Source organism: Bradyrhizobium sp. CCBAU 45389, from assembly GCF_028128625.1.
GTDB lineage: Bacteria > Pseudomonadota > Alphaproteobacteria > Rhizobiales > Xanthobacteraceae > Bradyrhizobium > Bradyrhizobium liaoningense_B.
In genome coordinates this window covers 142,929-161,136 of sequence record NZ_LBIY01000096.1, presented here as the reverse complement: position 1 = coordinate 161,136, position 18,208 = coordinate 142,929, and the positions used below count along the sequence as shown (strand labels likewise).

The following is an 18,208-nucleotide window of genomic DNA, read 5'->3' as shown; positions in this document are numbered from 1 at the left end:
GCTTGTTCCTTCAGATGCTCTAGAGACCGCCGATATCCGCGACCAGCACGCTGCCGGTCGCAGACTCCGTGATATAGAGCCGATCCCGGTTTTCGCCACCGATGGCGACATTGGTGCAGTTGGGTCCCGCACAGGACTTGATCCGCGCGATCAGTTCCCCGTTGGGCGCGAACACGAAGACATGCCCCAGCGACGCATGGCCGACGAACAAACGCCCCTTCGCATCCATGGTCATGCCGTCGGGGCCGCTGGTGCCGAACAGCGAGCAGAAGCGGCCGACCTTCGACACGCTGCTATCCTTCATGAACGGCAGCCGCCACACCGCATTGTCGCGCGTCATCGCGACGAACAACACGGTCTCGGTTGGATCGAGCACGAGACCATTCGGGCTGATGCCGGTGTCGATCAGGCAATCGAGCCGGCCATTTGCTGCGAGACGATAGACCCGACCGCTCGGATCGTGCAGGCCGGTCTGGCCCTGATCGGTGAAATAGATGTCGCCGCTGGAGGCGAGATGCAAATCGTTGCAGCCGCGGAACGATTCCGAATTGCGCGCGGTCAGAACGGGCTTGATGCACCCGGCCTTCGCGTCGAGCTCCATGATGCCATGCCTATAGTCCGCGACCAGGATGCGACCGTCGGCTGCGATCTTCAGTCCGTTCGGCCAGCCCTCATATTCGATCACCAGCGACCATTCGCCGCCGGGCGCGATGCGGAAGATGCGGCCGAACGGAATGTCGACGATGTAGAGATGGCCGTCCCTGTCGAATGAGGGCCCTTCGATGAAGGAGTCCGTTGGCACGCCCGGGCGGTTGGCGTCAGCCCAATCGGTCCGCTCGCCCTTGCGGCGGAATTTGTCGGGCATCGCGGAGAACAGCCTGGTCTCGATCAGGCGCGGCGGCGTTTCCAGGTACATCATGTTTTTTTGATTGTTGAGGGTGAGCGCGTGGCAGCATAGGCGACAATCGACGTCGCGTCGATTGGGCGGAGGGCATGGCTGCGTCCCCACCTCTCTCGTGTCCCGGACGCGCTGCAGCGTGAAACGCTGCTGCGCAGAGCCGGGACCCAGAAAAGCCAAACGCTCCGCTGTTAGATGGGCCCCGGCTCTGCAGCGCATCGTCGAAGAGACGCCGCGCTGCGTCCGGGGCACGAGACCATGGCTTTTGGCGCACCTGCATCAACACCGTCATTGCGAGCGCAGCGAAGCAATCCAGAATCCCTCTGCGGAAAGACTCTGGATTGCTTCGCTACGCTCGCAATGACGATGGAAAGAGTCGGGCCTACCCCGCTGCGCCCGCGACCTTCGCCTGCTTCGCCGGCGCCACTTCCGTCGTCGCGATCAGACGCTTCAACTCCGGGATGCAGGAGCCGCAATTGGTGCCGGCCTTGAGTTTTGCACCGATCTCGGTGGCGGTGCGCGCGCCACCAGCGATGGCATCGCAGATGGTGCCGCGGCCGACACCGAAGCAGGCGCAGACGATGGGACCGGTCGAGCCGGCGCCTTCGCTGGACTTGCCCGACAGCAGCATGCGGCGCTGATCGTCGGTGACCTGGTCGGCCACGAACAGGCTCTTCACCACCTCCCAATCGCCCGCGTCATGCGCGGGTCCGACGAACAGGCAGGTCTCGATGCGATCGCCTGCGAAAGACGCTGCACGATAGACGCCGCCGCCAAAGTCGCGGTACTCGGCGACGTCCTCGCCGACAACACCCTCGAGCCAGGCCGGCCAGCGGGCGAGATCCGCATTGTCGGCGAAGAGATAGCCGAAGCCGCCGCTGACCGTGACGCGGGTCCACAATAGATTCTGCGGCAGGTCGAGCTGTTTGCGCGAGAGCGCGAAGCCGCGGAAGACGAATTCATAAGGCGCAATCGCGGCCGGCGTGGCCTTCGCTTCCGGCTGCCCCGAAAACGGATCGGTGAAGGACTGCACCAGCGCACCGACGCGGCCGTGCGAGGTGTTCATCGCGCTCCAGTGGATCGGCACGAACAGGGTGCCGCGCTGCTGACCTTCGCTGACGACGGCCTTCAGGATGCACTGGCCGTAATCGGTGGTGATGCGGGCATAGCTGTCGTGGGCGATGCCGTATTTGCCGGCGTCATCGGGATGGATCTCGACGAACGGCTCGGGCAGATGCGCGCCCAGCCGCTGGCTGAGGCCCGTGCGGGTCATGGTGTGCCACTGGTCGCGGATGCGCCCGGTATTGAGCCGTAAGGGACGCGACGGACCGGTCTCGCCGCGCAGCGCCGGCACCTCCGGCGCAATGAAGCGGCCCTTGCCGTCATTGGTGAAGAAGCCGCCTTGCGCAAAGAAACGCTCGCCCGGCTCAGCGCCTTCGCGCGCCGGCCATTGCACAGGCTTCAAGGCGTCGAAGGCTTCGTCGGACAGAGAAGTGAGCGCGCTGATATCGAAATCGCGACTACCATCATTCTCGAAGGCCGAGAGCGCGGCATGCTCGCGGAAAATGTCAGCCGCGGATTTGTAATTAAAGCTGTCGCCGAAGCCGAGGCGCTTTGCGGTCTCGCTCAGGATCCACCAATCGGGGCGCGCCTCGCCCGGCGCGGGCAGGAACGAACGCTGGCGCGAGATGCGCCGCTCGGAATTGGTCACCGTGCCCGACTTCTCGCCCCAGGCTAGCGCCGGCAGCAGCACATGCGGGCCGGCTTCCACGGTGTCGTTGGAGAGCACGTTCTCGGAGACCACGAACAGCTCGAGCTTCTTCAACGCCTCGCGCACGAAGTCGGCATCGGGCAGCGACACCGCAGGGTTGGTGCCCATCACCCAGAGCGCCTTGACCTCGCCGCGGTTGATCGCCTCGAACAGCTGCACTGCCTTCAGGCCTTCATGCGTGGCGATGCGCGGCGCCTTCCAGAACCGCCTGACGCGGTCGATGTCCGGCGGCGTGAAGCCCATATGGGCGGCGAGCATATTGGCGAGGCCGCCGACCTCGCGGCCGCCCATCGCGTTGGGCTGCCCGGTGAGCGAGAATGGCGAAGCACCCGGCTTGCCGATGCGGCCCGTGGCGAGATGGCAGTTCAGGATCGCGTTGACCTTGTCGGTGCCCTGCGCCGACTGGTTGACCCCTTGCGAATAGAGCGTGACGACCTTCTCGGTGTCGCGGAACATCTTGAAGAAGGCGGCGACGTCCTGCTCGGACAAGCCCGTGGCGAGCGCGGTCGCGCCGACGCTGCCGGCGATGTTGCGCGCGCGCGCCAGCGCATCGTCGAAACCGCTGGTATTCTCAGCGATGTAGTCCTGGTCCAACACGCCGTTGTCGGCGAGATGCACGAACAGGCCCGAGAACAGCGCGGTGTCGGTGCCGGGCTTGAGGCCGAGGAACAGATCGACGTCGCTCGCGGTATCGGTGCGGCGCGGATCGATTACGATCATGCGCGCGCCGCGCTCCCCGCGGTTCTTCAGCATGCGCTGGAACAGCACGGGATGGCACCAGGCTGCGTTCGAGCCGACGAAGATCAAGAGATCAGCCTGGTCGAGATCCTCGTAGCAGCCGGGCACGGTGTCGGCGCCGAAGGCGCGACGGTGACCGGCAACCGAGGACGACATGCAGAGCCGCGAATTGGTGTCGACGTTCGCCGTACCGACAAAGCCCTTCATCAGCTTGTTGGCGACGTAATAGTCCTCGGTGAGGAGCTGACCGGAGAGATAGAACGCGACCGCGTCGGCGCCGTCGCGGGCCACGATGTGCTGCATGCGATGGGCGACGTGGTCGAGCGCATCGCTCCAGGCGACGCGCTCCAGCACGCCCTTGCAGCGGATCATGGGATAGAGCAGCCGGCTCTCGAGCCCCACGGTCTCGCCGAGCGCCGAGCCCTTCGAGCACAGCCGGCCGAAATTGGCGGGATGATCCGGATCGCCCGCGATCGCCGCGCCGCCCTTGCCGTCCGGTGTCGCCAGCACGCCACAGCCGACGCCGCAATAGGGGCAAGTCGTTCGGGTAGCACGGAGGTTCGGGTCGATCGCCGTCATATCAAGCCGCCTTGTCAGCCGCCTTGGAAGGACGCGCAAGTGCGCGGCCGAACATCATGTCCGTACGGATCGCCGCGACCTTGTCGCGGGTGCGGATCAATTCGAGATACCAGAGCGCATCGACGGTATCGCCGATCAGCACCGCGCCGGTGAGCCGGCCGTCGGCGATGACGAGCTTCTTGTAGGTGCCGCGGCGGCGGTCGGTCAGCACGAGGCTCTCGCTGCCCTCCCCGCCCATGAAGTCGCCGGCCGAGAACACGCTGACGCCGGAGACCTTCAGATTGGTCGAGACCACGCTGCCCTGATAGGCGGCGGGCCGGCCGGCCAGATGCCGCGCCAGCACGCGCGCCTGCTCATAGGCGGGCTCGACAAGGCCATAGCAGGTGCCGCGATGCTCGGCGCATTCGCCGAGCGCGAAAATGTCGGACGAGGAGGTCTGCATCACATCGTTGACGACGACGCCGCGATTGACCGCAATCCCCGCCTCCTTCGCCAGCGCGACGTTCGGCTTGATGCCGGCGGCGAAAATCACCGCATCGGCTTCGATCCGGCTGCCGTCGGCAAGCTCGACGGCCTCGACGTGGCCGTCGCCATGGATGCACTTCGTGCTGGCATTGAGCAGGATGCGGATGCCCTTGCGCTCGACCAGCGTCTTGAGCAGGTCGGCCGCGGGCGCGTCGAGCTGGCGCTCCATCAGCCGGTCCATCAGATGCAGCAGCGTCACCGGCGCGCCGGCCTTGGCGAGGCCGTATGCGGCCTCCAAGCCGAGCAGGCCGCCGCCGACCACGACGACGCGCTTCTTCGCCGCCGCCAGCGTCAGCAGCAGGTCGACATCGCGCGTATCGCGGAACGTGTGCACGCCGGAAAGATCGGCGCCCGGCACGTTGAGCCGCAGCGGCGTCGAGCCGGTCGCAAGCACGAGCTTGGAATATTCCATGCTCTCTTCGCCGGCGATCTTGAGCTCGCGGCGGCCGGTGTCGATCTCGGTGACGCGATAGCCGTAGCGCACCGTGACGCCGCGATGGCGCCACCAGTCGGCCGGCCGCAGCTCGATCTCGTGCGAGCCGGTCTCGCCGGCCAGCACGGAGGAGAGCAGCACGCGATTGTAAGCGAGCCGCGGTTCTTCGCCGATCACAGCGACCGCGTAGCGGCCGAGCGCGGTCTTGGCGAGCTCGTCGACCAGACGCGCGGCCGCCATACCGTTACCGACGATGACCAGCGGTTCACTCACAAGGCATCTCCTATTCGGCGGCCTGCGCCTGTGCGCCGTAGGCCTCGGACATCATGTAGCCGGACAGCACGCCATAGGCGTCGGTCCAGGCCGTGGCGAGTTCGGGCGTCCAGGCTTCGCCAAGACCCTTCTCGAGGGTCCACAGCAAGGTCGCACCGACCACGGGGTAGTGCTCGGCCTTGGCGCCATAGGCGACGTGACGCTTGGCGAGCGCCGAGGCCGCGGGAAGAATCGTCTCGAGGTTCGACAGGCCGCCGACCACGGCGGCGAGCATGCCCATCAGCTTCTTGCGCTGCTCGGTCATGTCTTCAGGGAACATCGCGCGCACCGGCGGCGCCACCTCGAACAGGCGATCGTAGAACAGCACCGCAGCCTGCTCCGAGATCGGAGCGACCTTGGCGAAGCTCTGTTGAATGAGGGTCACTTGTTCGGGCGTCATGATGTTCTCCTGTCTGTTTCGGTCTGCCTTTGTCCGCGCCGTTGCGGACAAGGTTCATGGGTCAAACGTCATCAGAGAGTCTTCTCCCCGCGTACGGGGAGAAGCGAGATTCGTACCAAGTGTCACACGCGTGCCTCCGCGAGGCCTGGCGCGCCTTCGCCTTGCGGGCTGCGACGCAGATAGAACCACCAGGTCAAAGCCAGGCACGAGGCGTAGAAGCCGAGATAGATCGCGAGCGCGAGCTGCGGACCGCCGGTCAGGGCGATCGACTTGCCGAAACCGCTCGGGATCAGGTAGCCGCCGACGGCACCGATCGCGCCGATGAAGCCGACTGCCGCGCCGCTCTCGATGCTCGCGGCCTTCAGGGCAGCGCTACGTGCCGCATCGCCCTGGCCGCGTACCTTGAACAGGTTCTGCTCGCGGAAGATCGAGGGGATCATGCGGTAGGTGGAGCCGTTGCCGATGCCGGTCGTCACGAACAGGATCAGGAACATCGACAGGAAGCCGATGAAGTCCTTGTGCCCGACGAAATAGAGCGCACCGACCGTCGCCGCCGCCATCGCGATGAAATTCCAGAACGTGATCACCGAGCCGCCGATCCTGTCGGCGAGCCAGCCGCCGAACGGGCGCGACAGCGAACCGACCAGCGGACCGAGGAAGGCGATCGAGATCGTCACCGACGGAAACTGCGTCTTGAGCAGCAGCGGGAACGCCGCGGAGTAGCCGATGAAAGACCCGAACGTGCCGATGTAGAGATACGCCATGATCCAGGTGTGCTTGCGCTTCACCACCGCGAGCTGGTTCTTGATCGACGACTTCGCCGTGGTCAGGTTGTTCATGAAGAACACCGCGCCGAACACCGCGATCGCGATCGGCAGCACCCACATCAGGCCGGCATTCTGCAGGAAGATGCCGTCGACGGGGCTTGCCTGGAACAGGTTGATGACGGCGAGCGTCATCAGGATCGGGGTCAAGAGCTGCACGCTGGAGACGCCGATATTGCCGCCGGCGGCATTGAGGCCCAGCGCCCATCCCTTCATCCGGTCGGGGAAGAAGAAGGAGATGTTGGTCATGCTGGAGGCGAAGTTGCCGCCACCAAGACCGGCGGTCGAGGCGACCAGCAGCATCAGCCAGAACGGCGTGTCGGGCTGGCTGACGAAATAGGCAAGGGACAGCGTCGGGATGAACAGGATCGCCGCGCTGAAGATGGTCCAGTTGCGGCCGCCGAAGGTCGTCACCGCGAAGGTGTAGGGAAAGCGCATGAAGGCGCCGATCAGGCCCGGCACCGCGACGAGCTGGAACAGCTGGTCCGTGGTGTAGTGGAAGCCCGCCATCGGCAGCTTGGTGGTGACGATGCTCCAGATCAGCCACACCGAGAAGCCGATATGTTCGGCGACGATCGACCAGATCAGGTTACGCCGGGCGATGGTCTTGCCGCCCGCATTCCAGAACGCCTCATCTTCGGGGCGCCAGTCAGAAATCCACGTCGAATTCTTGGTCATACATTATCCCTTCCAGGCTCACCGCTGCGTCGTTGCAGGCTCTGCCTCCGGTCACGAAGGCGCGCTCCGGGGCTTCACCCCGGTGGCGAGTTCACGATGCTGATTGATGATGTTGAGGGACGTCGTCGTTGGCGTCGCGCAAAGACACTTCAATTTCCGTGCCAATTGCGCGCGTACTGGAAATACAGGGATTTCAGGATCTTATTCGCATTGCCCGAAGTTTTTGCAAGGCATTTTCGCACGCTAAATTTGCGATTCGCTCAATCCTTGTGCGGCGCACAAGGATTGAGCTTGATGTCAATTATTTAGGCGCGCGCATCCTCCGCGTTAAACCTTGGTTTACGCGGCTTCTACGAAGCGATGACGCTCGTAGAGGAATTCGAGCACACGCTGCCGGCACTTCAGATAGGTGGTGTTGGTCGCGAGCTCGAGCCGCTTGCGGGGACGCGCCAGCGGTACCTCCAGCACCTCGCCGATGCGCGCACTCGGCCCGTTCGTCATCATGACGATGCGGTCGGACAAGAGCACGGCCTCGTCGACGTCGTGGGTGATCATCAGGATGGTGTTGCCGAGCTTCTGATGTAGCGCCATCACCGAGTCCTGCAAGTGCGCGCGGGTCAGCGCGTCGAGGGCGCCGAACGGCTCGTCCAGCAGCAGCACCTTCGGCTCCATCGCCAGCGCCCGCGCGATGCCGACGCGCTGCTTCATGCCGCCGGAGATTTCCGAGGGGCGCTTGTCCCTGGCATGAGCCATCTGCACCAGGTTGAGATTGTGCATCACCCAGGCGTCGCGCTCGGCCCTCGTCTTGGTCCTCGCAAACACCTTGTCCACGCCGAGCCGGACGTTCTCGTAGACGGTGAGCCACGGCAGCAGGCTGTGGTTCTGGAACACAACGGCGCGATCGGGGCCCGGCGAGTTGACCTCGCGGTTCTCCAGCAGCACGCCACCGGTGGTGGCGGTCGTGAGTCCTGCGATGATGTTGAGCAGGGTCGACTTGCCGCAGCCGGAATGACCGATGATCGAGACGTACTGCCCCTTCTCGATGGTCAGGTTGATGTCCTTCAGCACCTCGGTCGTCGCAGCGCCGCGGGTAAAAATCTTGTCGATGTGGTCGAGCTTCAGATAGGCGGTCATGTGTCCCTTCCCCCTTAGCTTGTGGCGGTGCCGCGGGTGACGATCTTGCCGAGGCCTGCGATCAGGCGATCGAGCACGAACCCGACGATGCCGACATAGAACAGCGCCAGGATGATCTCGCTGATATGCGAGGAGTTCCAGGCGTCCCAGATGAAGAAGCCGATGCCGACGCCGCCGATCAGCATTTCCGCGGCGACGATCGCGAGCCAGGACAGGCCGATGCCGATGCGCAGGCCCGTGAAGATGTAGGGCGCGGCCGCCGGGATCATGATCTTGGAGAAGAATTCGAGCGGGTTGAGCTGCACCACCGCGGCGACGTTGCGGTAGTCCTGCGGGATGTTGCGGATGCCGACCGCGGTGTTGATGATGATCGGCCAGATCGAGGTGATGAAGATGACGAAGATCGCCGAGGGCTGGCCGTCGCGGAACGCGGCGAGCGAGAGCGGCAGCCAGGCGAGCGGCGGAATGGTGCGCAGCACCTGGAACAGCGGATCGAGCCCGCGCATCGCCCAGACCGATTGCCCGACCAGCACGCCGAGCGCTATGCCGGCGATCGCCGAGAGCGAATAGCCGAGCGCAACGCGCTGGAGACTGGCGGAGAGATGCCAGAACAGGCCCTTGTCGATGCCGCCGTGGTCGAAGAACGGATCGAGGATCAGCTCCTTGGTGTCCTTGAAGACTTTTGACGGCGGCGGCAGTGCCGAACCGGCGCGGCGGCAGACGAGCTCCCACACCAGCGTCAGCAGCGCGAGTACGACAAGCGGCGGGATGACGCGCACGGCGGTTTCCCTTGCCATGCGTGCATAGGCCTCACTGCGGGGCGGGCGCTTCGGCGTCATCGCAACGACAGGTGCGGCAACAGCCGCGGGCGTCGCGGTCTCGACCTCAATCTTCGTGGCAGGCATGTTCATCGCAATATCTCTCCGGCTGCAAAAGAGGATGCGGCCGCCCGGGGGCGGCCGCTGGCTCCATCAGACTTCGACGCGCTTGATCGCGAGCGACTTCAGATAGGCAGCCGGATTTTCGGGGTCGAACACCTTGCCGTCGAAGAAGGTCTCCTTGCCGCGCGAGGTGGAGGTCGGAATTTCCGCGGCAGCAACGCCCAGCGTCTTCGCCGCATCCTTCCAGAGGTCTTCACGATTGACCTTGGCGATCAGCGCCTTGGTGTCGAAATTCGCCTCATACTTGCCCCAGCGGATGTCCTCGGTGAGGAACCAGAGATCGTGGCTCTGGAAGGGATAGGAGGCGAAGTCGCGCCAGTACTTCATGATGTGCGGCGAGTTCTCGACCACCTTGCCGTTGCCATAGTCGAACTTGCCGGCGGTGCGGTCGTAGACGTCCTCAACCGGGCAGTTGATCCACTGCCGCTTGGCCATGATGGTGGCAAGCTCCTGCTTGTTCTCGGCCTTGTCGGCCCACTGCTGGGCCTCGAGCACCGCCATCAGGATCGCTTTGGTCGCCTTGGGATATTTGTCGACGAAGGCTGCACGCATGCCGAAAGATTTCTCCGGATGTTTGTTCCAGATCTCGCCGGTGTTGACCGCGGTGTAACCGATGTCCTGGTGGACGAGCTGCAGGTTCCAGGGCTCGCCGACACAGAAGCAGTCCATGGTGCCGACCTTCATGTTGGCCACCATCTGCGGCGGCGGCACCACGATGGTCTCGATGTCCTTGTCGGGATCGATGCCGCCGGCGGCGAGCCAGTAGCGGATCCAGAGGTCATGGGTGCCGCCCGGGAAGGTCATGGCGGCCTTCACCGCCTTGCCGGAGGCCTTTTTCCTCTCCAGCGCCGCCTTGAACGGCGCCGCATCGGTGCCGAGCTTGAGGTCGGCATATTCCTTGGCGACCGAGATGCACTGCGCATCGAGATTGAGCCGCGCCAGGATGTACATCGGCGTCGGCTGGTTGTTCTGCGTCACCTTGCCCGCCGAGATCAGGTACGGCATGGGGGTGAGGATATGCGCGCCGTCGATGCCATTGCCTTCGGAGCCGAGCACGAGGTTGTCGCGCGTGGTGCCCCAGGAGGCCTGCTTCTGCACGTCAGTGTCAGGCACGCCGTATTTGGCGAACAGACCCTTGTCCTTGGCGACGAACAGCGGCCCGGCGTCGCTCAGCGCAATGAAGCCGAGCTTGGCGCCCTTGACCTCGGGACCTGAATCCTGCGCGAAGGCGCCGGCGGGGAAATTGAGTTTGGCGGCGGCGAGAAGGGCAGCAGTAGAGCCGGCGGCTTTCAACAATTGACGGCGGCTGAGGCCAGTCTCGAAGGGCCGGCGAATGCGCTTGGTCATGTGTAGTGTCGTCCTTTGCGTCGTTGCAGAATTTGATGGCGTCAGTGCACACGAGCAGCCCGTCCGTCCGGCGGCGCCGTCTTTGGCGCATGCGAACGCACGACGGGGGAGACCCCCGTCTGGTGGCGTCAGCAAATCGGATGAGAAGTCTCGCGGGACGGCTTCAATGGCGTCGCTTGGAACTATTCAAGCTTCATGCCAAGCTCGGCATCGCCAAAACACCAAGATATTGAGTAGCTTAGCCGTCCCGCGCCAGACTGTCGCAGGCTGATCCCGCTTGCGAAATTTGCGCACTGCCCAATCCTTGTGCGGCGCACAAAGCTTGTGCAGTCGCTTAAGCAGGAGGCTGCCAAGCGCCTCGGACCGAAATCGGCGAGAGGCGCATCAGTTTGATATGACTTCATTTTTCCTGCGCGCCTCGGCGGCACGCAACTTGCTTCTTCATTCGCGTCAACGAAGACTGCGGCTTGCCGCATCGTTGCAGCCTCTGGCGGCTGCATCCCGGAAGCTCATCTGCTTCGCGGCCCTCCCGGCTCAGTCCTCGTGACGCGATTCCCAAAGCTTCCAGACATTCCATAGCCCTCGTGCGCGGCCGGCCAGCCCGCACGGCCAATGACGTTCAGCCGCGTCCTCTGAGGGGGCGTGTCGATCTCACTTACGAAGCAAAGGAACCATTGATGTCGTATCTCGCGCCTTCGGAATTCGTCACCAAGATGGTGGATGCGGGCGAGTCCAAGATCTTCATGTCCACCCGGGATACCATCATCCGGGCCTATATGGCCGGCGCGATCCTCGCCCTCGCCGCCTGGTTCGCCGTCACCATCAACGTGAACACGGGCCAGCCGCTGGTTGGCGCGCTGCTGTTCCCGGTCGGCTTCGTCATGCTCTATCTCTTGGGCTTCGACCTCCTGACCGGCGTGTTCGTGCTCTCCCCGCTCGCCTTGATCGACAAGCGCCCGGGCGTCACCCTTGGCGGCGTGCTGCGCAACTGGGGCCTCGTCTTCGTCGGCAACTTCGCCGGCGCCTTCACGGTGGCCTTCATGATGGCCTTCGTCACGACCTTCGGCTTTACCCAGGCCCCCGACAAGGTCGGCGCGGCGATCGGCAATATCGGCGAAGGCCGAACGCTGGGCTACGCCGCGCATGGCGCGGCCGGCATGGCGACGCTGTTCCTGCGCGGCATGCTCTGCAACTGGATGGTCTCGACCGGCGTCGTCGGCGCCATGATCTCAACCTCGGTCCCTGGCAAGGTCATCGCGATGTGGATGCCGATCCTGGTGTTCTTCTACATGGTGTTCGAGCATTCCGTGGTGAACATGTTCCTGTTCCCGTCGGGCCTCATGCTCCATGCGAAGTTCTCGATCATGGACTACCTGATCTGGAACGAGATTCCGACCGTGCTCGGCAACCTCGTCGGCGGCCTCGCCTTCACCGGCATGACCCTCTACGCCACGCACGTCATGACCCTGCCGAAGCGTCAGGCCGACAAGGCTGCGAAGCCCCGCGTCGCGGCCTGATCGAATACGTCTCGACAGGGGAGCCTCGCCCAAGCAGGGTGAGGCTCCCCTCTCCTGGTGATGACGATGTCCCGCGGACTCCAGATCTCGGTCGGCCAGCACTCGGACAGGGGTCGCAAGCCCGTCAACCAGGATTTTCACGGCGTCCTGATTCCGGAGGAGCCGCTGCTCAGCCTGAAGGGCATCGCGGCGGTTCTCGCCGACGGCATCTCCAGCAGCAGCGTCAGCCAGATCGCCAGCGAGTCGGCGGTCAAGAGCTTCCTGATAGACTATTACTGCACGTCGGAATCCTGGACGGTGAAGACCTCCGCCCGCCGTGTGCTGGAGGCGACCAATTCCTGGCTGCATGCGCAGACGCGCAAGAGCCAATATGCCTATGACCGCGACAAGGGCTATGTCTGCACCCTCAGCGCCATGGTCATCAAGGCGGCCACCGCGCACATCTTCCATGTCGGCGACTGCCGCGTCTATCGCGTGGCCGGCAAGGCGCTGGAGCAGCTGACCGACGATCACCGCATCATCGTGTCGTCGGAGCAGACCTATCTCGGCCGCGCGCTCGGCATCAATCCGCAGCTCGAGATCGACTACCAGACGGTCGAGATCCAGGCGGGCGACACCTTCCTGCTGGCGACCGACGGTGCGTATGAATTCGTCGAGCCGCGTTTCGTCACGAGCGCAATCATCGAGCATGCGGCCGAGCTCGACGGCGCGGCAAAGGCGATCGTCGAGGAAGCCTATCGCCGCGGCAGCGACGACAACATTACCGTCCAGATCCTGCGCATCGATGCGGTGCCGGAGGAAGCGGGCGTTTTCGATCAGAGTTCGGCACTGCCCCTGCCGCCTCTGCTGGAGCCGCGGGCGATGTTCGACGGATACCGGATCATCCGGGAGATCCACGGCAGCAGCCGCAGCCACATCTATCTCGCCGTCGATGCGGACACCGAGGAAACGGTCGCACTCAAGATTCCGTCGATCGACCTGCGCGACAACCAGGCTTATCTGAAACGTTTCCTGATGGAGGAATGGATCGCGCGGCGGATCGACAGTCCGTACGTGCTCAAGCCGCGATCGCGATCGACGCGGCGCAACTATCTCTACGTCGCGACCGAGTTCGTCGAGGGGCAGACGCTGCGGCAGTGGATGCTCGACAATCCCCGTCCCGATCTGGAGACGGTGCGCAGGATCATCGAGCAGATCGCGATAGGGCTTCGCGCCTTCCACCGCATGGAGATGCTGCATCAGGATCTCAGGCCCGACAATATCCTGATCGACAAGACCGGCACCGCAAAGATCATCGACTTCGGATCGGTCAGGGTTGCGGGCGTCGCCGAAGCGGCGCCGAGATCGGCCGACGCGGAGATTCTCGGCACGGTCCAGTACACGGCACCGGAGTATTTCCTCGGCGAGGGCGGATCGCCCCGGTCCGACATGTTCTCACTGGCCGCCATCTGCTACCAGATGCTCACCGGACATCTGCCCTACGGCGCCCAGCTTGCCAAAATCCGGGGACGATCGGACGCGTGGAAACTGAGATACCGCCCCGCGGTCGATGCCGAGCGGGGCATTCCCGGCTGGATCGACGGCGCGCTGAGGAAGGCGCTGCATCCCGATCCCTACAAGCGCCACGAAGACCTCTCCGAGTTCGTGTTCGAGCTCAGAAATCCCAATCCGGCCTATCTCGCCACGCGGACCACGCCACTTCTGGAGCGCAATCCGCTGCTGTTCTGGAAGCTGACCACGGCGATCCTGGCCTGCGCGGTCATCGTGCTGCTCGCAGCGCTACGGCTGCGATAAGGGACGAGGCCGTCACGCCGGCTCCGCCGCCTTCGTCCCCAGCGGCTTCGGCGCCATGCCGCCGCCCGGCTTGAGGTGGAATTCGTAGCTCATCAGGTGCCACCGCCCGCTCGCCTTGGCGCCGTCAGGCATCTCAGGATCGTTGCGCGGCTCGACCTTGGCGACGAGGTCGTCCTTGACCCCGAACACCACGTCGGAATCGAGATATTTGTCCCCATCCATGAACACGTGCGTGATCAGCGGCTCGTAGCCCTTGGCATTGACCAGGAAGTGCACATGCGCGGGACGCATCGGGTGGCGATTGGTCTGCACGATCATCTCGCCGACCGGACCGTCGGTCGGGATCGGGTAGCTGCACGGCAAAATGGTGCGGAAGAAGAAGCGGCCGTCGTCATCGGTGATGAAGCGCGCGCGCGCCGAGGCGCCGACCTCGTCATAATTCGGCTTCTGTGAATCGTAGAAGCCGTCATCGTCGGCATGCCAGACGTCGACGGGAACGTTCGCAAGCGGCTTGCCCTTGAGATCGGTGACGCGGCTCTGCACGAACATCCGCTCGCCCGTCTGGTTGTTCGGCGAGATGTCGGTGCCATGCGCGGTCACCTTGTGCTCGCCGACATAGAACGGCCCGAGCACCGTCGTCTGGGTCGCGCCCTCGCGATCCCTGTGGTTGACGGCGTCGACCAGCATGGAGACGCCAAGCACGTCGGACAGCAGGATGAATTCCTGGCGGGTGTCGGTGCATTTCTGCCCCGTCCGGGTCAGAAAATCGATGGCGTATTCCCATTCCTCGAAGGTGAGACCGGTCTTGCTCACGTAATCGTGCAGCGACTTCACCAATTCCTGGAGCAGGAATTTCGTGCGCGTATCAGGCGTCCGGTCGAAGCTCTTGACGACGGCTTCGGTGAGTTCGGTCTCGTTGAACTGGGTCATGGTGCGTTTGCCCTCGCGTTTTTTGTTGGCCCGGGCGGGCTCCCTGGAGGCGTTCCAGGCTGGAGACTACACCAGTCGGCGGCCCCGCGTTAAGCGCGACCGGCTTGGAATGGGCCCGCCATTTGGCTATCACGGTCGTCGAGAAACTGCCCGGAGGAACTGATGCTTGCCCCCACCCCCGCCTCGCCCGAATCCGTCGGCATGTCCAAGGCTGCGCTCGACCGCGTCGATGCGCATCTGAAGAAGCGATACATCGATGCCGGCCGGTTCCCGGGCACGCAGCTCCTGGTCTATCGCCGCGGCAAGATCGCCCACAGCTCCGTGCAGGGCCTCGCCGATGTCGAGCGCCAGGTGCCGGTGAAGGACGACACCATCTACCGCATCTATTCCATGACCAAGCCGCTCACCAGCGTCGCCTTCATGATGCTGGTCGAGGAAGGCCTCGTCGCGATCGACGAGCCCGTCGCCAAATACATTCCGGAATGGAAGGATCTCGGCGTGTTCGTCGCCGGCACCGCGCCGGCCTTCCTGACCCGGCCGCCGTCGCGGCCGATGCTGATCGTCGACCTCTTGCGCCACACCTCCGGCCTCACCTACGGCTTCCAGCAGCGCTCCAATGTCGATGCCGCCTATCGCACCGAGAAGATCGGCGAGGTCGAGAAATCGGGCACGCTCCAGACCATGATCGAGGGGCTGGCGAAAATCCCGCTGGAATTCTCACCGGGCGAGTCCTGGAACTATTCGGTCGCGACCGACGTGATCGGCTACCTCATCGGCAAGATCTCAGGGATACCGTTCGAGCAATTCCTGAAGCAGCGCATCCTCGATCCGCTCGGCATGACCGACACCGATTTCCACGTGCCGGCTTCCAAGGCGCACCGCTTCGCGGCCTGCTATTCGGCGGACCCGGGCGGCGGCATGACCTTCCATGCCGGCCAGCGCCGCGAGGGGCTGACGCTCCAGGACGATCCGACGACGAGCTCGTTCCTGTCGCCGCCCTCCTTCATCTCCGGCGGCGGCGGATTGTGCTCGACCGCCGCCGACTATCTCACCTTCTGCCGCGCGCTGCTCAATGGCGGCGAGCTCGGCGGCGTCAGGCTGATCGGGCCGAAGACGCTGGCGCTGATGACGACTAACCACATTCCGGGCGGCCGCGCGCTGCCGGAAGTGTCGCGCTCGCTGTTCTCGGAAGCCACCTATAACGGCATCGGCTTCGGCCTCGGCTTCGCCGTGACCATGCGCCCGGCCGAGACGCTAATCGCCGGCAGCCCCGGCGAGTACAATTGGGGCGGCGCGGCAACGACCTCGTTCTGGATCGACCCGGCCGAGGAGCTGATCACGATCTTCATGACGCAGGTTCTGCCGTCGAGCGCCTATCCGCTCCGCCGCGAGCTGCGCAGCATGGTCTACGCCGCGATCACCGAGAGCAATCTGTGACCCATTGAATTGATCCCGCGGCCGGCGGCCGCGGGATCGCACGATCAGACGCTCATTTCAGCATCTCCGGCACGATCAGGCGCGGCAGGAACAGCGACACGCTCGGCCAGATGATGAGCGCCGCCAGCACGAGCAGCATCGGAACCAGCATGATCGCGGTGTCCTTCAGGGCATAGCGCAGCCGCACGCCGGCGACCGAGCAGGCGATCATCAGACATAAGCCGTAAGGCGGCGTGACCAGTCCGAAGGCCAGCGACACGATCGATATGATCGCGAACTGGACCGGATGCAGGTCGACGGACTTGGCCAGCGGCTCCAGCACGGTGCCGACGATGATGATAGCCGGGATGGCGTCGAGGAAGCAGCCCACCACCAGGAAGCAGAAGCAGATGAAGAAGCCGGCCGCGACGGTGCCCATGCCCCATGCCGAGACGTTGGCCAGCAGCTCCTGCGGAATCCTGTAATAGGCGAGCAGCCAGCCAAACGCGCTTGCGGTGCCGACACAAAACAGCGCGACGCCGGCAAGACGCCCGGTGTCGAGAAAGGCCTTGTACAATTCGCGTGGACCCGTCTCGCGGTAGAAGAAGGCCGAGAGCGCCACGGAATAGAGCACCGCGACGCAGGCGGACTCGGTCGCGGTGAACCACCCGAGCAGAATGCCGCCGACGATGATGAACGGCGTCATCAGGGCCGGTATCGACTGCCAGATGGCGCATCGCATCTCGACCCAGGTCGCCTTCGGATAGGTCGGGTAGCCGCGGCGCACCGCGTAGATGTGCACCGTCGCCATCTGCGCGCCCGCTATCAGCAGACCCGGCACGATGCCGGCCAGATACATCGCCGCGATCGAGGTCGAGATCAGCCCGCCCCATACGATCATCAGGATCGACGGCGGGATGATGACCGCCAGAACCGCCGACACCGCCGTGATGGCGATGGAAAACGAGAGGTCGTAGCCCTCCTTGGTCTGCGCATCGATGAAGATCTTTGACTGGCTCGCCGCGTCGGCGGTCGAGGAGCCCGAGATGCCGGCAAAGAACACCGACAGCACGACGTTGATCTGCGCCAGCGATCCCGGCCAGTGCCCGACCATCGAGCGCGACAACGCCACCAGGCGGTCGGTGATGCCGCCGATGCTCATCAGGTTCGCCGTCAGCAGGAAGAACGGCACCGCCAGCAGGATGAATGAATTGTACGCATTGAAGGTCTCCTGCGCGAGCGTCATCAGCGACAGACGCGGCTCGATCAGCAGGATCGGCACGCAGGCGAGGCCGAGCGCGAAGGCGACCGGCACGCGCACGATGAGCAGGCCGATGAAGACCCCGAACAGCACCATCGCAGCCTGTCCGGCAGAGAGTACATTGCCGCTCATCGCCGTGCCCCGAGCAAAACGCGCATTTCATCGACGATCTGTTCGCCCGCAAAGACGATCCACGTCGCGCCGGTCACGGGCCAGGCGACGTGGATCAGCCAGAGCGGCAGATCGGCCAGCTCCGAAGTCCTGTTCCAGGCAAAGCGGGTGAACTCGAGACCGGCCGACACGAACACCAGCGCGAGCGCCAGCACGCCTAGTCGCGCGAGAATCCGCACCGCGGCCTCCGACCGCCGCGACAGGTCCGGCCACACGTCGACCTCGAAATGCTGCGCTTCCCGCACGCCCACCATGGCGCCGATCATGATCGTCCAGACGAACAGGAATCGGGCCATTTCCTCCGTCCAGATGTAGGACGGGATGAAGGGGGTGTAGCGCGAGACGATCTGCAGCGTCACCGGGATGATGATGATGCCGACGCAGGCCGCGAGCAGGATCTCCAGCAATTTCGCATAGGCCGCCGTGACGCGACGCCACAGCGACGGTGTGGACGGGACGGGCATGTCAGACATTGGGACTCCCAGCGGCAGCTCATCCACCACGGCCGGGCAAGAAGCGGGGCTTGCCCGGACATGCCG

14 protein-coding genes are annotated in these 18,208 nt (G+C 64.4%); 3 read left to right on the top strand and 11 right to left on the bottom strand.

Going from position 1 to position 18,208, the window contains the following annotated elements:
- Window positions 1–19: 19 nt before the first annotated feature.
- From XH79_RS30620 to XH79_RS30585, 8 genes are all read right to left on the bottom strand, one after another.
- A complete protein-coding gene (locus XH79_RS30620; protein ID WP_271584348.1) occupies window positions 20–916 on the bottom strand; it encodes an SMP-30/gluconolactonase/LRE family protein in 897 nt (298 codons plus the stop codon).
- A gap of 364 nt (window positions 917–1,280) precedes the next feature.
- Window positions 1,281–3,986, bottom strand: coding sequence for a nitrate reductase (locus XH79_RS30615; RefSeq protein WP_271584045.1), 2,706 nt, complete (start codon window positions 3,984–3,986; stop codon window positions 1,281–1,283).
- Between the two features lies 1 nt (window position 3,987).
- Entirely contained in the window at window positions 3,988–5,217 is a 1,230-nt protein-coding gene (locus XH79_RS30610) for an NAD(P)/FAD-dependent oxidoreductase (RefSeq protein WP_271584044.1), read from the bottom strand.
- A 10-nt stretch (window positions 5,218–5,227) separates the two neighbouring features.
- Window positions 5,228–5,656 (bottom strand): globin family protein, encoded by a 429-nt coding sequence (locus XH79_RS30605; protein ID WP_271584043.1) that lies wholly within the window; start codon window positions 5,654–5,656, stop codon window positions 5,228–5,230.
- Between the two features lie 122 nt (window positions 5,657–5,778).
- A complete protein-coding gene (locus XH79_RS30600) occupies window positions 5,779–7,158 on the bottom strand; it encodes an MFS transporter (RefSeq protein WP_212343522.1) in 1,380 nt (459 codons plus the stop codon).
- A 339-nt stretch (window positions 7,159–7,497) separates the two neighbouring features.
- Window positions 7,498–8,292 (bottom strand): ABC transporter ATP-binding protein, encoded by a 795-nt coding sequence (locus XH79_RS30595; RefSeq protein WP_018648209.1) that lies wholly within the window; start codon window positions 8,290–8,292, stop codon window positions 7,498–7,500.
- Window positions 8,293–8,306: 14 nt separating this feature from the next.
- Window positions 8,307–9,203 (bottom strand): nitrate ABC transporter permease, encoded by an 897-nt coding sequence (ntrB, locus tag XH79_RS30590; RefSeq protein ID WP_212343521.1) that lies wholly within the window; start codon window positions 9,201–9,203, stop codon window positions 8,307–8,309.
- A 60-nt stretch (window positions 9,204–9,263) separates the two neighbouring features.
- Entirely contained in the window at window positions 9,264–10,580 is a 1,317-nt protein-coding gene (locus XH79_RS30585; RefSeq protein WP_271584042.1) for a CmpA/NrtA family ABC transporter substrate-binding protein, read from the bottom strand.
- Between the two features lie 677 nt (window positions 10,581–11,257).
- Between XH79_RS30585 and XH79_RS30580 the strand changes: the two genes are divergently transcribed.
- Together XH79_RS30580 and XH79_RS30575 are read left to right on the top strand one after the other, a co-directional pair.
- Window positions 11,258–12,097 (top strand): formate/nitrite transporter family protein, encoded by an 840-nt coding sequence (locus tag XH79_RS30580; RefSeq protein ID WP_212343519.1) that lies wholly within the window; start codon window positions 11,258–11,260, stop codon window positions 12,095–12,097.
- Between the two features lie 60 nt (window positions 12,098–12,157).
- Window positions 12,158–13,891 carry a bifunctional protein-serine/threonine kinase/phosphatase gene (locus tag XH79_RS30575; RefSeq protein WP_271584347.1) on the top strand — a complete coding sequence of 578 codons (1,734 nt, stop codon included), beginning with the start codon at window positions 12,158–12,160 and terminating at the stop codon, window positions 13,889–13,891.
- A 12-nt stretch (window positions 13,892–13,903) separates the two neighbouring features.
- Here the strand turns inward: XH79_RS30575 and XH79_RS30570 are convergent, their stop codons facing one another.
- Entirely contained in the window at window positions 13,904–14,821 is a 918-nt protein-coding gene (locus tag XH79_RS30570) for an intradiol ring-cleavage dioxygenase (RefSeq protein ID WP_271584041.1), read from the bottom strand.
- 162 nt (window positions 14,822–14,983) lie between these two features.
- On the opposite strand from XH79_RS30570, the gene XH79_RS30565 reads away from it, so the two are divergent.
- Window positions 14,984–16,258, top strand: a complete 1,275-nt coding sequence (locus tag XH79_RS30565) for a serine hydrolase domain-containing protein (protein ID WP_271584040.1) — start codon at window positions 14,984–14,986, stop codon at window positions 16,256–16,258.
- A gap of 52 nt (window positions 16,259–16,310) precedes the next feature.
- Here XH79_RS30565 and XH79_RS30560 read toward each other — a convergent pair whose 3' ends face one another.
- Both XH79_RS30560 and XH79_RS30555 read right to left on the bottom strand, forming a co-directional pair.
- A complete protein-coding gene (locus XH79_RS30560; protein WP_271584039.1) occupies window positions 16,311–17,630 on the bottom strand; it encodes a TRAP transporter large permease in 1,320 nt (439 codons plus the stop codon).
- Window positions 17,627–18,142, bottom strand: coding sequence for a TRAP transporter small permease (locus XH79_RS30555; RefSeq protein ID WP_271584038.1), 516 nt, complete (start codon window positions 18,140–18,142; stop codon window positions 17,627–17,629). The genes XH79_RS30560 and XH79_RS30555 overlap by 4 nt, the downstream gene beginning before the upstream one ends.
- Window positions 18,143–18,208 lie beyond the last annotated feature (66 nt).

Excerpts from the sequence above, each read along its gene's own strand:
- XH79_RS30595 (WP_018648209.1), bottom strand. The coding sequence starts at position 8,292 with ATGACCGCCTATCTGAAGCTCGACCACATCGACAAGATTTTTACCCGC.
- XH79_RS30560 (WP_271584039.1), bottom strand. The coding sequence starts at position 17,630 with ATGAGCGGCAATGTACTCTCTGCCGGACAGGCTGCGATGGTGCTGTTC.
- XH79_RS30605 (WP_271584043.1), bottom strand. The coding sequence starts at position 5,656 with ATGACGCCCGAACAAGTGACCCTCATTCAACAGAGCTTCGCCAAGGTC.
- XH79_RS30585 (WP_271584042.1), bottom strand. The coding sequence starts at position 10,580 with ATGACCAAGCGCATTCGCCGGCCCTTCGAGACTGGCCTCAGCCGCCGT.
- XH79_RS30555 (WP_271584038.1), bottom strand. The coding sequence starts at position 18,142 with ATGTCTGACATGCCCGTCCCGTCCACACCGTCGCTGTGGCGTCGCGTC.
- XH79_RS30565 (WP_271584040.1), top strand. The coding sequence starts at position 14,984 with ATGCTTGCCCCCACCCCCGCCTCGCCCGAATCCGTCGGCATGTCCAAG.
- XH79_RS30615 (WP_271584045.1), bottom strand. The coding sequence starts at position 3,986 with ATGACGGCGATCGACCCGAACCTCCGTGCTACCCGAACGACTTGCCCC.
- ntrB (WP_212343521.1), bottom strand. The coding sequence starts at position 9,203 with ATGAACATGCCTGCCACGAAGATTGAGGTCGAGACCGCGACGCCCGCG.
- XH79_RS30580 (WP_212343519.1), top strand. The coding sequence starts at position 11,258 with ATGTCGTATCTCGCGCCTTCGGAATTCGTCACCAAGATGGTGGATGCG.
- XH79_RS30575 (WP_271584347.1), top strand. The coding sequence starts at position 12,158 with ATGACGATGTCCCGCGGACTCCAGATCTCGGTCGGCCAGCACTCGGAC.
- XH79_RS30600 (WP_212343522.1), bottom strand. The coding sequence starts at position 7,158 with ATGACCAAGAATTCGACGTGGATTTCTGACTGGCGCCCCGAAGATGAG.
- XH79_RS30620 (WP_271584348.1), bottom strand. The coding sequence starts at position 916 with ATGTACCTGGAAACGCCGCCGCGCCTGATCGAGACCAGGCTGTTCTCC.
- XH79_RS30570 (WP_271584041.1), bottom strand. The coding sequence starts at position 14,821 with ATGACCCAGTTCAACGAGACCGAACTCACCGAAGCCGTCGTCAAGAGC.